Raw genomic sequence first — 14,809 nt, 5'->3', positions numbered from 1 at the left:
GGGCTGCGGTGACTGAGCCTGCAGTGACTGAGCCGGCTGTGAGAAGGGAGGGGACGATGTCGAACCGACGGGGCGAGAGCCTCACCGGATGGGCGTTCGCGGCACCGTTCGCCGTACTGTTCGCGCTGTTTCTGGTGGTGCCCGCGATCTACGGGCTCTATCTCAGCTTCACCGGCGCAACGCTGACCGGATCAGGTGGCGAACTGCTCGGCTTCGCGAACTACGCCGAAGCACTGACCGACCCCGACATGTGGCGGTCGCTCGGCAACACCTTGTGGTTCACGGTCCTGAGCACGGTGCCGCTGGTCGTGTTGTCGCTGGCGTTCGCGTTGCTCGTGAACCTCGGGCTGCCTGGACGCTGGCTGTGGCGGCTGTCGTTCTTCCTGCCGTACCTACTCGCCTCGACGGTCGTGGTGATGTTCTGGTCCTGGATGTACAACCCGAAGCTGGGCCTGATCAACGGTGTGCTGGCCGAGTTCGGGATCGCGCCGGTGGCGTGGTTGCAGGATCCGAACGTTGCGATGATCTCGGTCGTGGTCACCACGTTGTGGTGGACGATCGGCTTCAACTTCCTGCTCTACCTGGCCGCGCTGCAGAATATTCCCGAGCAGCAGTTCGAGGCGGCCGCGATCGACGGCGCCGGCAAATGGCGGCAGCTGTTCTCGATCGTGATCCCGCAGCTCGCGCCGACGACGGGCCTGATCCTGACGCTGCAGATTCTCGCGTCGCTCAAGGTCTTCGACCAGATCTACATGCTGACGAATGGCGGTCCGGCCGGGTCGACGCGCTCGGTCGTGCAGTACATCTACGAGTCCGGCTTCACCGGCTACCGCTTCGGTTACTCGTCAGCCATCTCGTACCTGTTCTTCGCGATCATCGTGCTGGTGTCGCTGGCGCAGTACAAACTGATCAACCGCAGGAGTTCCGTATGAGCACCTACACGTTGTCGCGCGGAATCAACGGCCGTATCAAGCAAGGACATAAGCCGGGGGAGAACCCGTGGAGTGTCTCGCGGATGGTTGCCCTGCTGGTGCTGGCGTTCCTGGCCGCCACGTGGCTGGTGCCGTTTGCGTGGGCTGTCCTGACATCACTGAAGAGTGAGGCGGACGCCGGTGCCTCGTCGATCAGTCTCAATCCGCCGGATGGGTTGGGCCTCGAGGCCTACCGCAAGGTGCTGTCGGCCGGCGACATCCCGGCCTGGGCCTGGAACAGTCTGCTGACGTCGATCGCGATCACGCTGATCACGGTCGCCACCTCCGCGCTGGCGGGCTACGCGTTCTCGCGGATTTCCTTCCGTGGCAGGAGATGGCTGTACGCCGCGATCATTGCCGCGATCATCATTCCGCCGCAGTTGCTGATCGTGCCGCTGTTCCGGCAGATGCTGGCCTTCAATCTCGTCGACACCTACTGGGGCATCATCCTGCCGCAGGCGTTCGCGCCCGCGATGGTGCTGATCCTCAAGCGGTTCTTCGACCAGATCCCGGTGGAGCTGGAGGACGCGGCCCGGGTGGACGGCGCGAACCGGTTGCGGGTGTTCTGGTCGATCGTGTTGCCCTTGTCACGTCCGATCCTGGCCGCGGTCGCGATCTTCGTGTTCATCGGTGCCTGGAACAACTTCCTCTGGCCGTTCATCGTGACCACCGACGCGGACCTGATGACGTTGCCGGTCGGGCTGCAGACGGTGAAAAGCGCCTATGGCCTGCAGTATGCACAAAACATGGCCTCCGCAATTCTCGCCGCGTTGCCGCTCGTGGTGGTGTTCCTGTTCTTCCAGCGCCAGATCATCAAGGGCATCGCCACCACCGGATTCGGTGGCCAGTAAGGCGGTGCTCAGTAAGGCGGTACTCAGTAAGGCCGTGCTTACCAAAGATGGGCGCAAATTTTCCTGACAGGACAACGTCCGTACGAAAACTGGACAACAGTTCCGGAACCCGGGATTCCTGAACTCATCCCTTGAAAACCTCGTCACTCTCAGCAAGGCTTCACGGATCACTTCCGCGTCGTTTCCGGGTGCGGACAGGACGGGGGAGTGTGCGGCTGCATGAAATCGTGCAGCCGCGCCAGCTGTCACTCGGGGGTTGTAACGACAAGAAGGGGGACGTGTGTCAGCGATGACAAGGCTCGCCGAGCAGTGCCGTGATGTGAGGAGTCACGGCAACGGAGGTCTCGGACGGGCTTCGATCCAACCGGCGGTCTGCACCGGCATCCACGAGGTGAACTCGTCGATCCCGTCGGTGCAACCGCGACGCGTGGCGGTGCTCAGACTGAGCAACGGAATGACCACCACGCTGCGACTCGGTGAAGGCGCCACGGCGCCGGAGCGAGGCGCCACTGTGTTCGTCCGGGGAGGCCGTGGGATGGGCGACCAGCCTGCCTCAGGTGGGGTCATCCTCGCGTCGGCCGCACCGAACTGAACACACTCGAGGTCCAGTCCACCGGGCTGAATCAGTGACTCGCCGGTCTCAGGTCCCAACGCCGAGCTGAGGCCGGCAAGTCCCTGCCGAGGGCCCAGAGGTCTGTCCTGCAAGGCTTTCCGAGCTGCCGGTGCTGATCCAATCGGCTGATCAGTCGGCTGCTTGGTCGGGTATGGCCGTCATCAGCGCGCGGATCTCCACGGGGGAGAAGCGCGCCTCCGGGAGGCGCACGGCCAGCTCGGTCGCGCGCTCGAGCGAACACTCGACCAGGTAGTAGCCGGCCAGCAATTCCTTGGCCTCGGTGAACGGGCCGTCGGTCACCACCGGTACGCCGTCCTGCGGCTGCACGACGCGCGCTCCGGCGGTGGTGAGTCCGTCGGCGGCGATGAACTCACCGGCCGCCCGCATCTCGGCGACCAGAGCACGATGGGCGTCGTACACCTCGTCCATGCCCGCGGCGCGCATCGACTCCCAGGCCTCGCTGTTCCCGTAGATCAGCAGCATGTATTTCATACCGCCAAACTACTGAGTCATCAGGCCGGGTCACCAGGTCACGGTCACCGGGTCGCGGTCACCAGGTCGCGCCGGCGGGTGCCTTGGTGACGGCGTTCAGCCGGTTGAACAGGTTGGTGAGGCTGATCATCAGGATGATCGCGGCCAGCTGCGGCTCGTCGTAGTGCTTGGCGGCGGCCGTCCAGGTCGCGTCCGACACTGCCTCGGGGCTATCCGCGATCCGGGTCGCTTCCTCGGTGAGGGCGAGCGCCGAGCGCTCCGCCTCGGTGAACAGGTCGGACTCCCGCCAGGCGGCCACCTGGTGCAGCCGCTCGTCGGTCTCGCCGTTCTTGAGCGCCGACTTGATTCCGCCGTACACGCAGGCCGAGCAGCCGTTGATCTGGCTCGCCCGCAGATGGACGAGTTCCAGGACGGCACCCGGCGCTCCGCCTTGGTGGATGGCCTTGAAGATGTTCTGGATGCCCTTCATGGCGTCCGGCAGAAGGGCGGTCGGGTGGGTCATGCGAGCAGTCATGGGTCGTACTCCTGGTTCCGTTGGGGTGTCTTCACTCCCTCGACGGATCTCGGCGCCAGGATGTGACAGCGGTCTGCAGATCTTTTCGGACCCGCTCCCCGACGGATACGGTCAAGTCCGAATACTGAGCCGTCAGGCAGACCGGTCCGGAATATTCCGCCCGGACCAGTGCCGCGTGAACGGCGGTCCAGTCGGACATCCCTTCGTCGGCCTGCCCGAAATGCGTTCTCCAGCTACGCGCGTTCTTGCGATACTCCGCGTTCTTGAGATTCACGATCCCGAGACGCGCGGCCCCGAGCTCGATCGTGATCGCGGGATCATCACCGGCCAATGCGTCATGAGCCGCGTCCCAGACCAGCCGGAAATGCTCCGGCAGCCCGTCCAGCAACTGCATGACCCCGAGCGTCGACGAAACGAACCGCCCGTGATGCGGCTGCACTCCGACCTGAACGCCATACCGCTCGGCCAGTACGGCGGACGCTTCGAGCTGCTCGCGATTCCGCCGTACCGAGGCCGCGTAACCGTCGTCGCCGAGCGGCGCCATGATCCGGATCATCCGAACCCCGGCCGCCGCGCAGGCTGCGAAGACCGGCTCGGTGAGGTCGGAGGCCACGCTGATCGGCTCGATGCCCTCAGCACGCAGTTGCTTGGTGAACGTCGGCAGCTCGGCCTCCGCGGTCGCCGTCGTCACATACGCCGTGTCCCGGACCGGGATCTCGGCGCCGGCGAACCCGAGACCGGCGATCAGCCGGCCGAGCTCGTTGCCCGGCAGCCCGGCCCAGGGTTTGGTGAAGACGGACCAGAGATACGTCATGCTCAGCGGCCTCCCAGCCCACTCATCGTGATACCCCGGATAAACCAGCGCTGCGTCAGGAAGAACAGCACGATCAACGGGACGGTCGTTACGGTGGCGGCCATCAGCAACAGGTTCCACTGGGTGCCGTTGGTGTCCTGGAACACCTGCAGACCGACGGACGCCGTACGGGTCGCGTCGCTGTTGGAGATGACCAGGGGCCAGAGCAGGTTGTTCCATTGACCGATGAACTTGAAGACCGCGAGCGTTGCGATGGCCGGGACCGCCAGCGGCACGATCACCCGGACGAACGCCTGCCACCGGTTCGCGCCGTCCAGCCGGGCGGCCTCCTCGTAGTCGCGGGGGATGCCGAGGAAGAACTGGCGCAGCAGGAACACGCCGATCGCGGTGAACGCGTGCGGCAGGATCATCCCCGGCCAGGTGTCGATGCCCTGCAGCTTCGCGACCAGCACGAACTGCGGGATCAGTGTCACCTGGGACGGAATCATCAGCGTGGCAAGGTAGATCCCGAACAACCAGCTGCGGCCGGGGAAGTTCAGCCGGGCGAACGCGTACGCCGCGAGGGCAGCCGTGGCGGTCTCCAGCAACGTGGTGCCGGCAGCGAAGTAGATCGTGTTCAGCAGGTACTTGCCGAGCGGGACGAGCTCGAACGCGCGGGTCAGATTCTCCGGGTGCCAGCTGCTCGGCCAGAACGACGGCTTCGCGGCCATCGACTCGGCATCGGACTGGAAGGCCACGAGCACCATCATCACGACCGGGACCAATGTGATCGCGGTGACGACGAAGCAGGTGAAGACGATCAGCTTCCTGCGGAGTTCGCTAGTTGTCATAGTGCACCAGCTTTCGCTGCATCGTGAACTGGGCCGCGGTGATCAGCACGATGAACCCGAACAGCACCAGCGACTGGGCGGCGGCGTACCCCTGGTCGTAGTTCTCGAAGCCGGTCCGGTAGATGTACATGACGAGTGTGGTGGTGCGGGTGCCCGGGCCACCGTTCGTCATGATGAGCGCCTGGTCGAACACCTGGAACGAACCGATGATCGATGTCACGATCACGAAGAACAACGCCGGTGAGAGCATCGGCAGGGTGATGTTGCGGAAGCTCTGCCAGGTTGACGTGCCGTCCACCCGGGCCGCTTCGTAGAGCTGTTGCGGGATCGCTTGCAACCCGGCGAGGAAGACGACCATGCCGAAGCCGAAGCTCTTCCAGACGCTCATCGCGATCAGCGCGGGCATCGCCCAGGTGTCCGAGATCAGCCACTGCGGGCCGCTGATGCCGAACCATCCGAGCACGGCGTTCACCAGGCCGTCGTGCGGGATGTAGAGCCAGATCCAGACGAACGCGACTGCCACCGTGATCGTTGCGTACGGCAACAGCAAGAGCGAGCGGAAGACCGCGACCCGCTTCAGGCCCTGGTTCAGCAGGAGTGCGAGCGCGAGGCTGACCAGGATGGTCAGCGGGACGCTGACAAGCGTGAAGTACGCCGTGTTGCCGAGCGCGGACCAGAATGTCGGATCGGGACCGAGGCGGGCGAAGTTGCGCAGCCCGGCCCAGGTGGGTGCGCTGAAGAGGTTCCAGTCGAGTAGTGAGATGACGCCGGCGGCGATCACGGGTCCGGCGGTGAAGCTCAGGAAGCCGATCAGGCTGGGCAGGATGAACAGCCAGGCGGTGAGCGACTCACGGTTGCGCCAGCGCGGGGTCGGCTTTGAGTTGGTGGTGTTTGTCGTCGGTGCTGCGGCCGCGGGTGGTGCGGTGTCGACGGCCATGGTTCACCCCTTCCTGGCGGTGGCTTGGCGGACGGTGTCCTGGTGCTGACGCATCAGGATGTCCAGGCGCGGGGTGAGTCCGGCGATCGCGTCGGTGACCGAGACCTGGCCGAGGAAGGTTCGCGGCAGGTCCTGGCCGAGGAGTTGTTTGACCTGGTTCCAGTTGGTGGTGACGTCGAACGCGTGCCCGCCGGCGATCTTGCCGGCCAGGATCTCCTGAACGATCCCGAGGTTGTCCGGTGGTGCCTTGAACGCGCTGCCGGCGCTGAGCCGGGCCGGGTTGTTGCGGCCGGCCTTCGCGTAGATGTCGAGTGCGCCGGTACTCGTGAGGGTCTTGAGCAGCTTCCACGCGAGATCGAGCTCGGCTCCTTCGCGTACCCCCGATGGAATCGCGAAGCTGGATCCAGACACCCGCGGCGTACTCCCGGCGGCTCCGGCCGGGAACGGGATCACGTCCCAGTCGAACTTCGCCTTGCGGACGTTGACGACCTGCCACGGGCCGTTCTGCATGAACGCGACGTTGCCCTGGATGAAGTTGGACAGCGAACTCTCGGTGACCAGGTTCTTGATCGGTGGTGTGACCTTGTCCTGCACGAACAGGTCAATGACGAATTGGATCGCCTCCAGTGCTTGCGGTTCGCCCAGTGTGCTGCGGTCCGCGGCGTCGTTCATCACGTTGCCGCCGGCGCAGTAGATCCAGGAGACGAGGTCGTCGATCGCCGGTGCGCAAGTGAAGCCGTATTGACCGTCGCCGGTAAGTTGCTTGGCCAGGTCCCTGAAGGTTGCCCATGGCATCGGCTCGGTCCGGGACGGTAGTGGGATGCCTTGTTTCTGCAGCAGCGTCTTGTTGTAGTACATGACGGTCGGGGCGACATCGAAACCGATCCCGTAGGTCTTCCCGTTGAAACTCGAGAGGCGACGGCTGGTCGGGTAGAAGTCGTCGAGATCGAAGTCCGGGTCGGCCGCGATCAGGTCGTCGAGTGGCCGGTGCGCACCACGGGCGGCGTACGTCGGGATCAGGGTGCCGTTGATCGCGGTGACCAGGCTCGCGGTCCCGCTGACGAGTTGCAGGTCGAGCTTGGTCGGGTAACCGCTGGACGGGGTCAGGGTCGGGACCGACTTCACGCCGAGCTGTTGCTCGACGTACTGGCTGAAGTCTTCCCAGACCTTCTTCTCCGCGGCGCTGCTCGACCACATCGCCCAGGTCGCGGCGCCTGAGGGCGGGCCGGTTGAGCATCCGGTGACGGCCGCCCCCAGGCCGGCCAGTCCGGTGAGTTCGAGAAAGCTGCGGCGGGACAGCTTGGCTGGCATAGCTCTCCTCGGGATGTTGCGTTCGTGCTACTTGAAGGCAAGTTCGATCGCTTCGGCGCGGATGCGCTCTTCGTCGACCTGAACGCCCAGGCCTGGGGCGGTGGGGACCGTTGCGACGGCCTTGGTGATGGTGAGCCCTTCGACATAAAGGTCCGAGAGCAGCTCCGGACCGTTGAGCTCGGCGGGCAATGCAAGCTCAAGCTGGCTGAAGACGTGCAGCGCTGCGGCGAACGCGATCCCGCAGTCGGTGAGTCCGCTCGCGAGAACCTCGAGTCCGCCAGAGAGCGCTATCTGGGCGGTCTTGAGCGCGTTCCGCAGGCCGCCGGACTTGCAGATCTTGACCACGACCAGATCGGCCGCATCCAGGCGGATCACCCGGGCGAGATCCTGCGCGGAGAAGCTGCCCTCATCGATCGCGATCGGGAGATCGATCAGGCCGCGCAGCCGGGCCATCGCGAGCGTGTCCGTGCTCGGAACGGGTTGCTCGACACAGTGGATCGTGCGGACATCGCGGGTGCGGTCGAGCAGCTGTTTGAGCGCGCTCGGCCGGTACGACTGGTTGGCGTCGAGCCACAGCGGCTTGCCACCGGCGACCTCGGCCACCGTCCGGATCGCCGCAGCATCAGCGTCCAGATCGCCACCGATCTTCACCTTGTACGCCGCATAGTCCGACGACTGGACGGCGTGATCGCGGACCGTGTCCTGGTCGCCGACACCGATCGCGGAGCACAGCGGGATCTCGTCGTGCACCTTGCCGCCGAGCAGCGCGTGGACCGGGACCCCGGCCAGCTTGCCGGCCGCGTCGTGCATCGCGACATCGACGGCGGCACGGGCGAACGGGAAACCGTTCGAGACCGCTGGGCTCAGGCGCTTGGCGGCCCGTTGATGGAAGAGTTCGATGTCGAACGGAGTGAGGTCGAGCAGGATCGGCGTCAGATGGCGGCGGATGATGACGGCCATCGTCTCGGCGGTCTCGTAGCTCCAGCTGGGGAGCGCTCTCTGCTCACCCCAACCGACCACGCCGTCCTCGGTCGTCAGCTTCACGAAGATCACCGCGGCAGCCTGATCCGGCCGGCTGTCCGGCGCTCCGACCGCGCCGCTCCCGAGGACGAACTTCCGCGCGAACGGCACGGCGACGGCAAAGACCTCGACCTGTCTGATCTTCGACATGGCAGTCCTCTCTGTGCTCTCAGTCCTCTCAGGCCGCGATCGACCAGACGGCCGGGTCGACGAAGCTCGGTCCGCGGGTGCCGTGGTCGAGCCACCGGAGTGCGTCGCCGAGTACGTAGCCGGCGAGCGCGAGGTGACCTTCGGCGGTGTCGCCGGCGATGTGCGGGGTGAGCAGGAGATTCGCGTTCGCGAGAACGCGCTCTCCGAAGGTCGGCGGCTCGGGATCGTAGACGTCGAGAGCGGCGTACAGGCGACCGTCGAGAACATGGTCCAGGAGAGCCTGCTGATCGATCGCGGGTCCGCGCGAGGAGTTGACCACGACCGCGCCGTCCGGGATCCGGCCGATCAGCTCGCGCGTGATCATGCCCTTGGTCTCGGGAACGTTCGGAACATGGATGCTCAAGAACGCGCTCTCTACCGCCTCGCCGATCTCAACCGTGCGCACCCCGAGATCGGCCGCGTTCTCAGCGCTCAGGTACGGGTCGTAGACGACGAGGTCGCAGCCGAAGGGCTTGAGTAACGTGATCAGCGCTCGAGCGGTACTGCTCGCTCCGATGATCCCGACCTTCGCCCCGGCCAATTCATGACCGCGGAACCCGGCCTGCTTCCACCCGCCGGCCCGGATCGCGCCGTCGAACCGGGGGAGTCGCCGGGCTTGCGTGAGCATCGCGGCGAGGCAGTACTCGCCGACCGACCACGCGATCCGCGGGCCCGCCGAGAACACGGCGATCCCTTGATCAAGGATGGCCGGATCGATCAGGTTCTTCACGGTTCCGGCTGCGTGCGCGACCACCTTCGGCCCGGTTCCGCCGGACCACAGTTCCTTGCCGAGTGTCGGCGTACCCCAGCTCGTCAGGACGACGTCGGCGCCGGCCACCAGGTCGGGTACCGCTGCGGGGTCGAGGGCAGCCGGCTTGGCCGGGTCATCCACGCCGGCCAAGTGCTCTTCGGTGGCCCAGACGACCTCGAACCGCTCGCCGAGCAGGCGCCGGGTCGCGGCGTCCACCACGTCCGCGGCCCGTGCGGGTGACATCAGCGCGGCAAGTCTCAGGCCGGCGCCAGGCGCAGATTGGGGCGCAGAGTCAGGCACAGGGTCAGCTCCTCGGTTGGTCATTGGCTCGACGGTAGGCGCTTTCCGTTATGCAGGTCCAAGCCCGATTTCGCATGAACCGATACCGTGCCGGTATGGATCTCTCGCTCCAGCAGTTGCGCGGCTTCGTCGCCGTGGCCGAGGAACTGCACTACGGCCGCGCCGCCCAGCGCCTCAACCTGACCCAGCCGCCGCTGACCCGGCAGATCCAGGGGATAGAGCGCTCTCTGGGTGTCCGGCTTTTCGACCGGACCGGCCGGGGCGTGAGACTCACTGCCGCTGGAGATGCGTTTCTCGATCACGCCCGCCGCGTTCTCGCGTTGCTCGAGGTCGCTCCGGAGGCTGCTCGCCGCGCGGCGGACGGGCACACCGGAACGCTCCGGATCGCGTTCACGGCGATCGGGGCGTACGCCGTACTGGCCGATTTCCTGACCACCGTCGGCGAGTACGCGCCGGCCGTGACCGCGGAGCTCACGGAGTTGGTCAGCCCGGATCAGTTCGCGGCGCTGGCGAAGCTGGAGATCGACATCGGGCTGGTGCGTCCGCCGATCCCGGACCAGTTCGCGTCGGTGCTCGTGCACTCCGAGGATCTCGTGCTCGCCGTACCGGCGGATCATCCGCTGGCAGTCGGCGACTCGGCGGTGTCGCTGGCCGATGTCACCGAGGAGTACATCGGGTACAGCCCGGAGGGTTCGCAGTACCTGCATGACATCTGCGCGGCGATGATCGGCATGGATCGGTACGCCGTGAGTCAGTTGGCGTCGCAGGTTCCGACGATGCTGGCGCTGGTGCGGGCCGGGTTGGGGTGTGCGTTGATCCCGCGGTCGATCATGGCGATGCGGGTCGAAGGGGTCAGCTACCGTGAACTGGACGCGTCCGACGCGCATTCGGTGACGTTGCATGCTTGCTGGAGTCCGGACAATCCGAACCCGGCGTTGCAGCGGCTGACGGCAAGCTTGACTTCGAGTGCGCTCTAACTCGTACGCTCGCAGCATGACTGGACAGCACGCGATCGGCTCGGGATTCGGGCACGACAGCACCGCGGACGACGTACTTGCCGGCATCGACCTGACCGGCAAGCTGGCGGTCGTCACCGGTGGATATTCCGGCCTCGGCCTGGAGACGACCCGGGCGTTGGTGAAGGCCGGCGCGCACGTGGTGGTCCCGGCCCGCCGCCCGACCGCAGCCAAAGAAGCTCTCTCTGAGATCCCCGGGGTAGAGATCGATGAGCTGGATCTGGGTGATCTCGAGAGCGTTCGAGCTTTCGCGGACCGGTTTCTCGCGTCCGGCCGCAGCATCGACCTGATGATCGACAACGCCGGGATCATGGCCGCGCCGGAGACCCGGGTCGGACCGGGCTGGGAGGCGCAGTTCGCGACCAACCACCTCGGGCATTTCGCGCTGGTGAACCGGCTCTGGCCGGCGCTTGCCGCCGACGGTGGCGCGCGGGTGATCTCGGTGTCGTCGACCGGGCACCGGCGTTCGGACATCCGTTGGGACGACCTGCAGTTCGAGCAGGGCTACGACAAGTGGGCGGCCTATGGCCAGGCGAAGACGGCGAACGTGCTCTTCGCGGTGCAGCTCGATGCCCTCGGCAAGGATTCCGGAGTGCGCGCCTTCGCGCTGCACCCGGGCGGCATCCTGACTCCGCTGCAGCGTCATCTGGAGCGCGAGGAGATGGTCGGGTTCGGCTGGATCGATGCCGACGGCAACCCGGTGAACCCGGGGTTCAAGTCGCCCGAGCAGGGTGCCGCGACCCAGGTCTGGGCGGCGACCTCGCCGAAACTCGAGGGGCTGGGCGGGCTGTTCTGCGAGGACTGCGAGATCGCCGAGCTGTCCACCGACGACAGCCCGGGCGTCCGTCCGTACGCCGTCGACCCGGAGTCGGCGGCGCGGTTGTGGACGATCTCGGCGGAGCTGACCGGCGAGAACGCGTTCCGGTAGGGTCGGTCGAAGGGGTGCTGTGACTGTCGCTTCGGTTCCGTCCGCCGACCTCGGCGAGATCATCAGCCGCCTGCGCGCGGCCGGATGCGTCTTCGCCGAGGACGAGGCCGCGCTGATCGCCGAGACTGCCCACGACGCGGCCGAGCTCGACGCGATGACCGTACGCCGGGTCTCCGGGGAGCCGCTGGAATACGTCGTCGGCTGGGCGTCGTTCCGCGGGCTGCGGGTCGCTGTCGATCCCGGTGTGTTCATCCCACGTCGCCGTACCGAATTCCTGGTCGAGGAGGCGCTACGGGTGACCGCGCCGGGTGCCGTTGTCGTCGACCTGTGCTGCGGCTCAGGCGCCCTGGGTGCGGCCGTCGCGGCTGAGCGGCAGGTGTCACTGCATGCGGCCGACGTCGAGCCGGCCTCGGTGCGCTGCGCAGCACGCAACCTCGTGCCCTCGCGAGGAACCGTGTACCAAGGCGATCTGTACGACGCGCTCCCCGTGCAGCTCCGCGGGCGGATCGACGTACTGCTGGCGAACGTGCCGTATGTGCCGACCGAGGAGATCCGGCTGCTGCCGGCGGAGGCCCGGCTGTACGAACCGCACGTGACTCTCGACGGTGGGCCTGATGGTCTGCGGATGCTGCGACGGGTGGTTGCGGATGCGGGTGAGTGGCTGGCGCCGGGCGGGCATCTCTTCGTCGAGGTGAGCGAGCACCAGGCGCCGCTGGCGCTGGCCGTCTTCAGCGAGCACGGTCTGGCCGCGGAAGTCGCGGTCGACGAGGAGCTCGGCGCGAATGTTGTCCACGGCACCTATCTCGGCTAGTTGCCCTTAGAGGCAAAACTGTTCGCGGGCTCGGGGGCCCGGCCGGAATGATGGTCTGGTTATGGGTGAACACATCGCGTTCCTGACCATCCCTGCCGCCGGGCACCTCAATCCGACCCTGCCCCTGGTCGCCGAGCTGGTCCGGCGAGGCCACCGCGTGAGTTATGCGACCGGACCGGCGTACCGGAGTGCGGTCGAGGCTGCCGGCGCCACGTTCGTCGACCTCGACTGGGTGCCACGGCCGGTGAAGCGGTCGCCGGGCGGGCAGACGACGGCCGACCTCGGCGCGATGCTGACCGGGTTCATCCGCGCTTCGCGGCCGGTGATGCCGGTGATCGAGCGGTGGCTGCGCGACGACCGGCCGGACCTGTTCTGCTACGACATGATGACGTTCATCGGACCGATGATGGCCGACCAGCTCGGTCTGCCGGAGGCGGCGACAGTCGCGAACTTCGCCACCAACGAACACTTCGATCTGACCCCGTCGCTGGTCCCTGCGGATTTCGATCCGGGGCATCCGGCGTTCCAGGAGTTCCTGGCCGAGCGGGCCGCGTTCGCGTCCGACTTCGGTGTGCCGCTGGAGAAGGTGGCGGCCGCGGGTGCGGTTGCGCCGCTCAATCTGGTGTTCATTCCGCGGGAGTTCCAGATCGCGGGGGAGACGTTCGACGAGCGTTTCCACTTCGTGGGGCCTGCGATCGGTGCCCGGATACCGACGGCCGATTGGGAGCCGCCGGGCTCGCCGCTGCTGTTCGTCTCCCTCGGTACGGCGGTGAACGACCGGCCCGACTTCTTCGCAGCCTGCACCGAGGCCTTCGCCGGAACCGAGTGGAAGGTCGCGATGGCCATCGGTGACCAGGTCGACCTCGCATCCCTGGGTGAGCTGCCACCCAACTTCGATGTCCGCCCGTACTTCCCGCAGCCCGAAGTTCTCGCGCACGCCGACACGTTCCTCACCCACGCCGGGATGAACTCGGTGATGGAGTCGCTGCTGCATCAGGTGCCGATGGCCACCTACCCCCAAACCCCTGAGCAGCAGGCCAATGCCCGTCGGGTCACGGACCTCAACCTGGGCCAGCAGCTTCCCGGCCTGACCCCCTCCTCCCTTCGATCCGTGGTCGCTGCCATCGCCGACGATCCCGCAATCCGCAAGGGCTTGTCCGGCATGCACGCCCACCTCTCAGCAGCCGGCGGCCCCAGCCGGGCCGCCGACGCCGTCGAGGCGCAGCTAGCCCGCTGACCCGTAGCCCCTAGCCCTCCTTCGGCCACAGATTCCCGGTTGGTCGGCTGCGTCGGAGTCATTGACTGACCGTTCAGTCAATGACTAGGCTGGCTGGGTGGCTACCACTTTCGAGGCATGGGTCCGGACCGCGTGACGGGGCGCACGAGACGTGAGCAGGCGGATGCGCGTCGGGGCCAGCTTGTGCAGGTGACTCTTGAGCTGTTCGTCGAGCGTGGCATCGAACACGTGACGATGGCCGAGGTGGCCACGCGTGCTGGGGTCGCGCCGGGGCTGCTCTACCACTACTTCGGGAACAAGGACGGGCTGCTGGCCGCTGTCTTCGCCGCGGCCGACCCGCGTGACGCGTTTGCCGGGTTGGCCGAGAGCCTGGCCGGCCAGCCGCTGTCTGCGGGGCTGCGGGAGTTCTGCGTGCGGGCGGCGGCCGTGTTCGAGGAGCGGGGTGACGTCGTACGGATCCTGTTCCGCGAGATGCTCGCGCCCGAGCCGTCCCTTCCGATTGGCATCGCCGACATCCAGGAAGAGGTGCTCGGCAATCTCGCGCGCTATTTCACCGACCGGATCGAAGCGGGTGAGCTGCGCCCCCACGACCCCCGCGTGCCGCTACGGCTGCTGATCAGCGGGATCCTCGTGCTCGGGGTGACCCGCCAGCCCGTCGAACCGTGGGTCGACGGATTCGTGGACATCATCATCAACGGAATCGGAGCACAAGAATGAACGCGCTGCGACGAGGCTGGCTCTGGGTGCTCAAGAACACCCTCAACCGCTGGACAATCCGGCTCGCTCGATCGGGAACGGGCCCGTTCTCCCTGCTCCGGCACGTCGGACGCAAGTCGGGGGCGACGTACGAGACGCCGCTCATCGTCGCCGCGGCGCAGGACGGCTTCATCGCCGAACTCACGTACGGCGAGAACGTGAACTGGTACCGCAATATCGTCGCCGCGGGCGGCGGCGACCTGGTCGTCGATGGTGTTGAGCATCGCGTGATCGCGATCGAGCCCTACCCGTCCGACGCCGGCCGCCGGGCGTTCGGGTTCCCGGCTCGGCTCGTGCTGATCCTGCTACGGCGCAAGCACTACCGCCTGCTGCGCACGGCCGATCACGACCAGCCCAGCGGGCCGGCGCTCAGTGGGTGACACCTCCTGTCGGTTGTGCGGTCAGATGCGGCGTTGGGTGCGGAGGAGGTAGTCGCGGCGGTTGAGGGGGTTGTGGTCGGTGCGGGGG

The 14,809-nt window shown here is 66.6% G+C and carries 17 protein-coding genes; 9 read left to right on the top strand and 8 right to left on the bottom strand.

The window, feature by feature from the left end; translation table 11 throughout:
- Positions 1 to 56 precede the first annotated feature (56 nt).
- From E1261_RS20590 to E1261_RS46435, 3 genes are all read left to right on the top strand, one after another.
- Positions 57 to 932 (top strand): carbohydrate ABC transporter permease, encoded by an 876-nt coding sequence (locus tag E1261_RS20590; RefSeq protein ID WP_238176331.1) that lies wholly within the window; start codon positions 57 to 59, stop codon positions 930 to 932.
- Positions 929 to 1,822, top strand: a complete 894-nt coding sequence (locus tag E1261_RS20585) for a carbohydrate ABC transporter permease (protein WP_132408813.1) — start codon at positions 929 to 931, stop codon at positions 1,820 to 1,822. The genes E1261_RS20590 and E1261_RS20585 overlap by 4 nt, the downstream gene beginning before the upstream one ends.
- Before the next feature lie 454 nt (positions 1,823 to 2,276).
- Positions 2,277 to 2,414 carry a hypothetical protein gene (locus E1261_RS46435; RefSeq protein WP_238176330.1) on the top strand — a complete coding sequence of 46 codons (138 nt, stop codon included), beginning with the start codon at positions 2,277 to 2,279 and terminating at the stop codon, positions 2,412 to 2,414.
- 150 nt (positions 2,415 to 2,564) lie between these two features.
- Here the strand turns inward: E1261_RS46435 and E1261_RS20580 are convergent, their stop codons facing one another.
- The 8 genes from E1261_RS20580 to E1261_RS20545 are packed head-to-tail and all read right to left on the bottom strand — an operon-like array spanning position 2,565 to position 9,593.
- The gene (locus E1261_RS20580) at positions 2,565 to 2,927 is read right to left on the bottom strand and encodes a YciI family protein (RefSeq protein WP_132408811.1); all 363 of its coding nucleotides are present in this window, start codon (positions 2,925 to 2,927) and stop codon (positions 2,565 to 2,567) included.
- A 58-nt stretch (positions 2,928 to 2,985) separates the two neighbouring features.
- Entirely contained in the window at positions 2,986 to 3,441 is a 456-nt protein-coding gene (locus E1261_RS20575) for a carboxymuconolactone decarboxylase family protein (protein ID WP_132408809.1), read from the bottom strand.
- Positions 3,442 to 3,472: 31 nt separating this feature from the next.
- On the bottom strand, positions 3,473 to 4,255 hold the full coding sequence (locus E1261_RS20570) for a sugar phosphate isomerase/epimerase family protein (protein ID WP_132408807.1): 783 nt from the start codon (positions 4,253 to 4,255) through the stop codon (positions 3,473 to 3,475).
- Positions 4,256 to 4,257: 2 nt separating this feature from the next.
- The gene (locus E1261_RS20565) at positions 4,258 to 5,085 is read right to left on the bottom strand and encodes a carbohydrate ABC transporter permease (protein ID WP_132408805.1); all 828 of its coding nucleotides are present in this window, start codon (positions 5,083 to 5,085) and stop codon (positions 4,258 to 4,260) included.
- A complete protein-coding gene (locus E1261_RS20560) occupies positions 5,075 to 6,022 on the bottom strand; it encodes a carbohydrate ABC transporter permease (RefSeq protein ID WP_132408803.1) in 948 nt (315 codons plus the stop codon). The genes E1261_RS20565 and E1261_RS20560 overlap by 11 nt, the downstream gene beginning before the upstream one ends.
- A gap of 3 nt (positions 6,023 to 6,025) precedes the next feature.
- A complete protein-coding gene (locus E1261_RS20555) occupies positions 6,026 to 7,333 on the bottom strand; it encodes an ABC transporter substrate-binding protein (protein WP_132408801.1) in 1,308 nt (435 codons plus the stop codon).
- A 27-nt stretch (positions 7,334 to 7,360) separates the two neighbouring features.
- Positions 7,361 to 8,503, bottom strand: coding sequence for a mandelate racemase/muconate lactonizing enzyme family protein (locus tag E1261_RS20550; RefSeq protein WP_132408799.1), 1,143 nt, complete (start codon positions 8,501 to 8,503; stop codon positions 7,361 to 7,363).
- 28 nt (positions 8,504 to 8,531) lie between these two features.
- A complete protein-coding gene (locus tag E1261_RS20545; protein ID WP_238176329.1) occupies positions 8,532 to 9,593 on the bottom strand; it encodes a hydroxyacid dehydrogenase in 1,062 nt (353 codons plus the stop codon).
- A gap of 95 nt (positions 9,594 to 9,688) precedes the next feature.
- Here E1261_RS20545 and E1261_RS20540 point away from each other — a divergent pair, with 95 nt between their 5' ends.
- The 6 genes from E1261_RS20540 (at position 9,689) to E1261_RS20515 (ending at position 14,721) form a co-directional block, all read left to right on the top strand.
- A complete protein-coding gene (locus E1261_RS20540; RefSeq protein WP_132408795.1) occupies positions 9,689 to 10,570 on the top strand; it encodes a LysR substrate-binding domain-containing protein in 882 nt (293 codons plus the stop codon).
- A gap of 16 nt (positions 10,571 to 10,586) precedes the next feature.
- Positions 10,587 to 11,537, top strand: a complete 951-nt coding sequence (locus E1261_RS20535) for an SDR family NAD(P)-dependent oxidoreductase (RefSeq protein WP_132408793.1) — start codon at positions 10,587 to 10,589, stop codon at positions 11,535 to 11,537.
- Between the two features lie 19 nt (positions 11,538 to 11,556).
- Complete coding sequence (locus tag E1261_RS20530; protein WP_132408791.1) at positions 11,557 to 12,348, top strand: putative protein N(5)-glutamine methyltransferase; 792 nt, start codon at positions 11,557 to 11,559, stop codon at positions 12,346 to 12,348.
- A 61-nt stretch (positions 12,349 to 12,409) separates the two neighbouring features.
- Positions 12,410 to 13,585, top strand: a complete 1,176-nt coding sequence (locus tag E1261_RS20525) for a macrolide family glycosyltransferase (protein WP_132408789.1) — start codon at positions 12,410 to 12,412, stop codon at positions 13,583 to 13,585.
- A 189-nt stretch (positions 13,586 to 13,774) separates the two neighbouring features.
- A complete protein-coding gene (locus E1261_RS20520; protein WP_202874880.1) occupies positions 13,775 to 14,302 on the top strand; it encodes a TetR/AcrR family transcriptional regulator in 528 nt (175 codons plus the stop codon).
- On the top strand, positions 14,299 to 14,721 hold the full coding sequence (locus E1261_RS20515; protein ID WP_165952577.1) for a nitroreductase/quinone reductase family protein: 423 nt from the start codon (positions 14,299 to 14,301) through the stop codon (positions 14,719 to 14,721). The genes E1261_RS20520 and E1261_RS20515 overlap by 4 nt, the downstream gene beginning before the upstream one ends.
- The last annotated feature ends 88 nt before the right edge of the window (positions 14,722 to 14,809 follow it).

The organism is Kribbella albertanoniae (assembly GCF_004348455.1).
In the GTDB taxonomy this organism is placed as follows: Bacteria; Actinomycetota; Actinomycetes; order Propionibacteriales; family Kribbellaceae; genus Kribbella; species Kribbella albertanoniae.
This window is presented reverse-complemented; position numbering and strand designations above follow the sequence as displayed.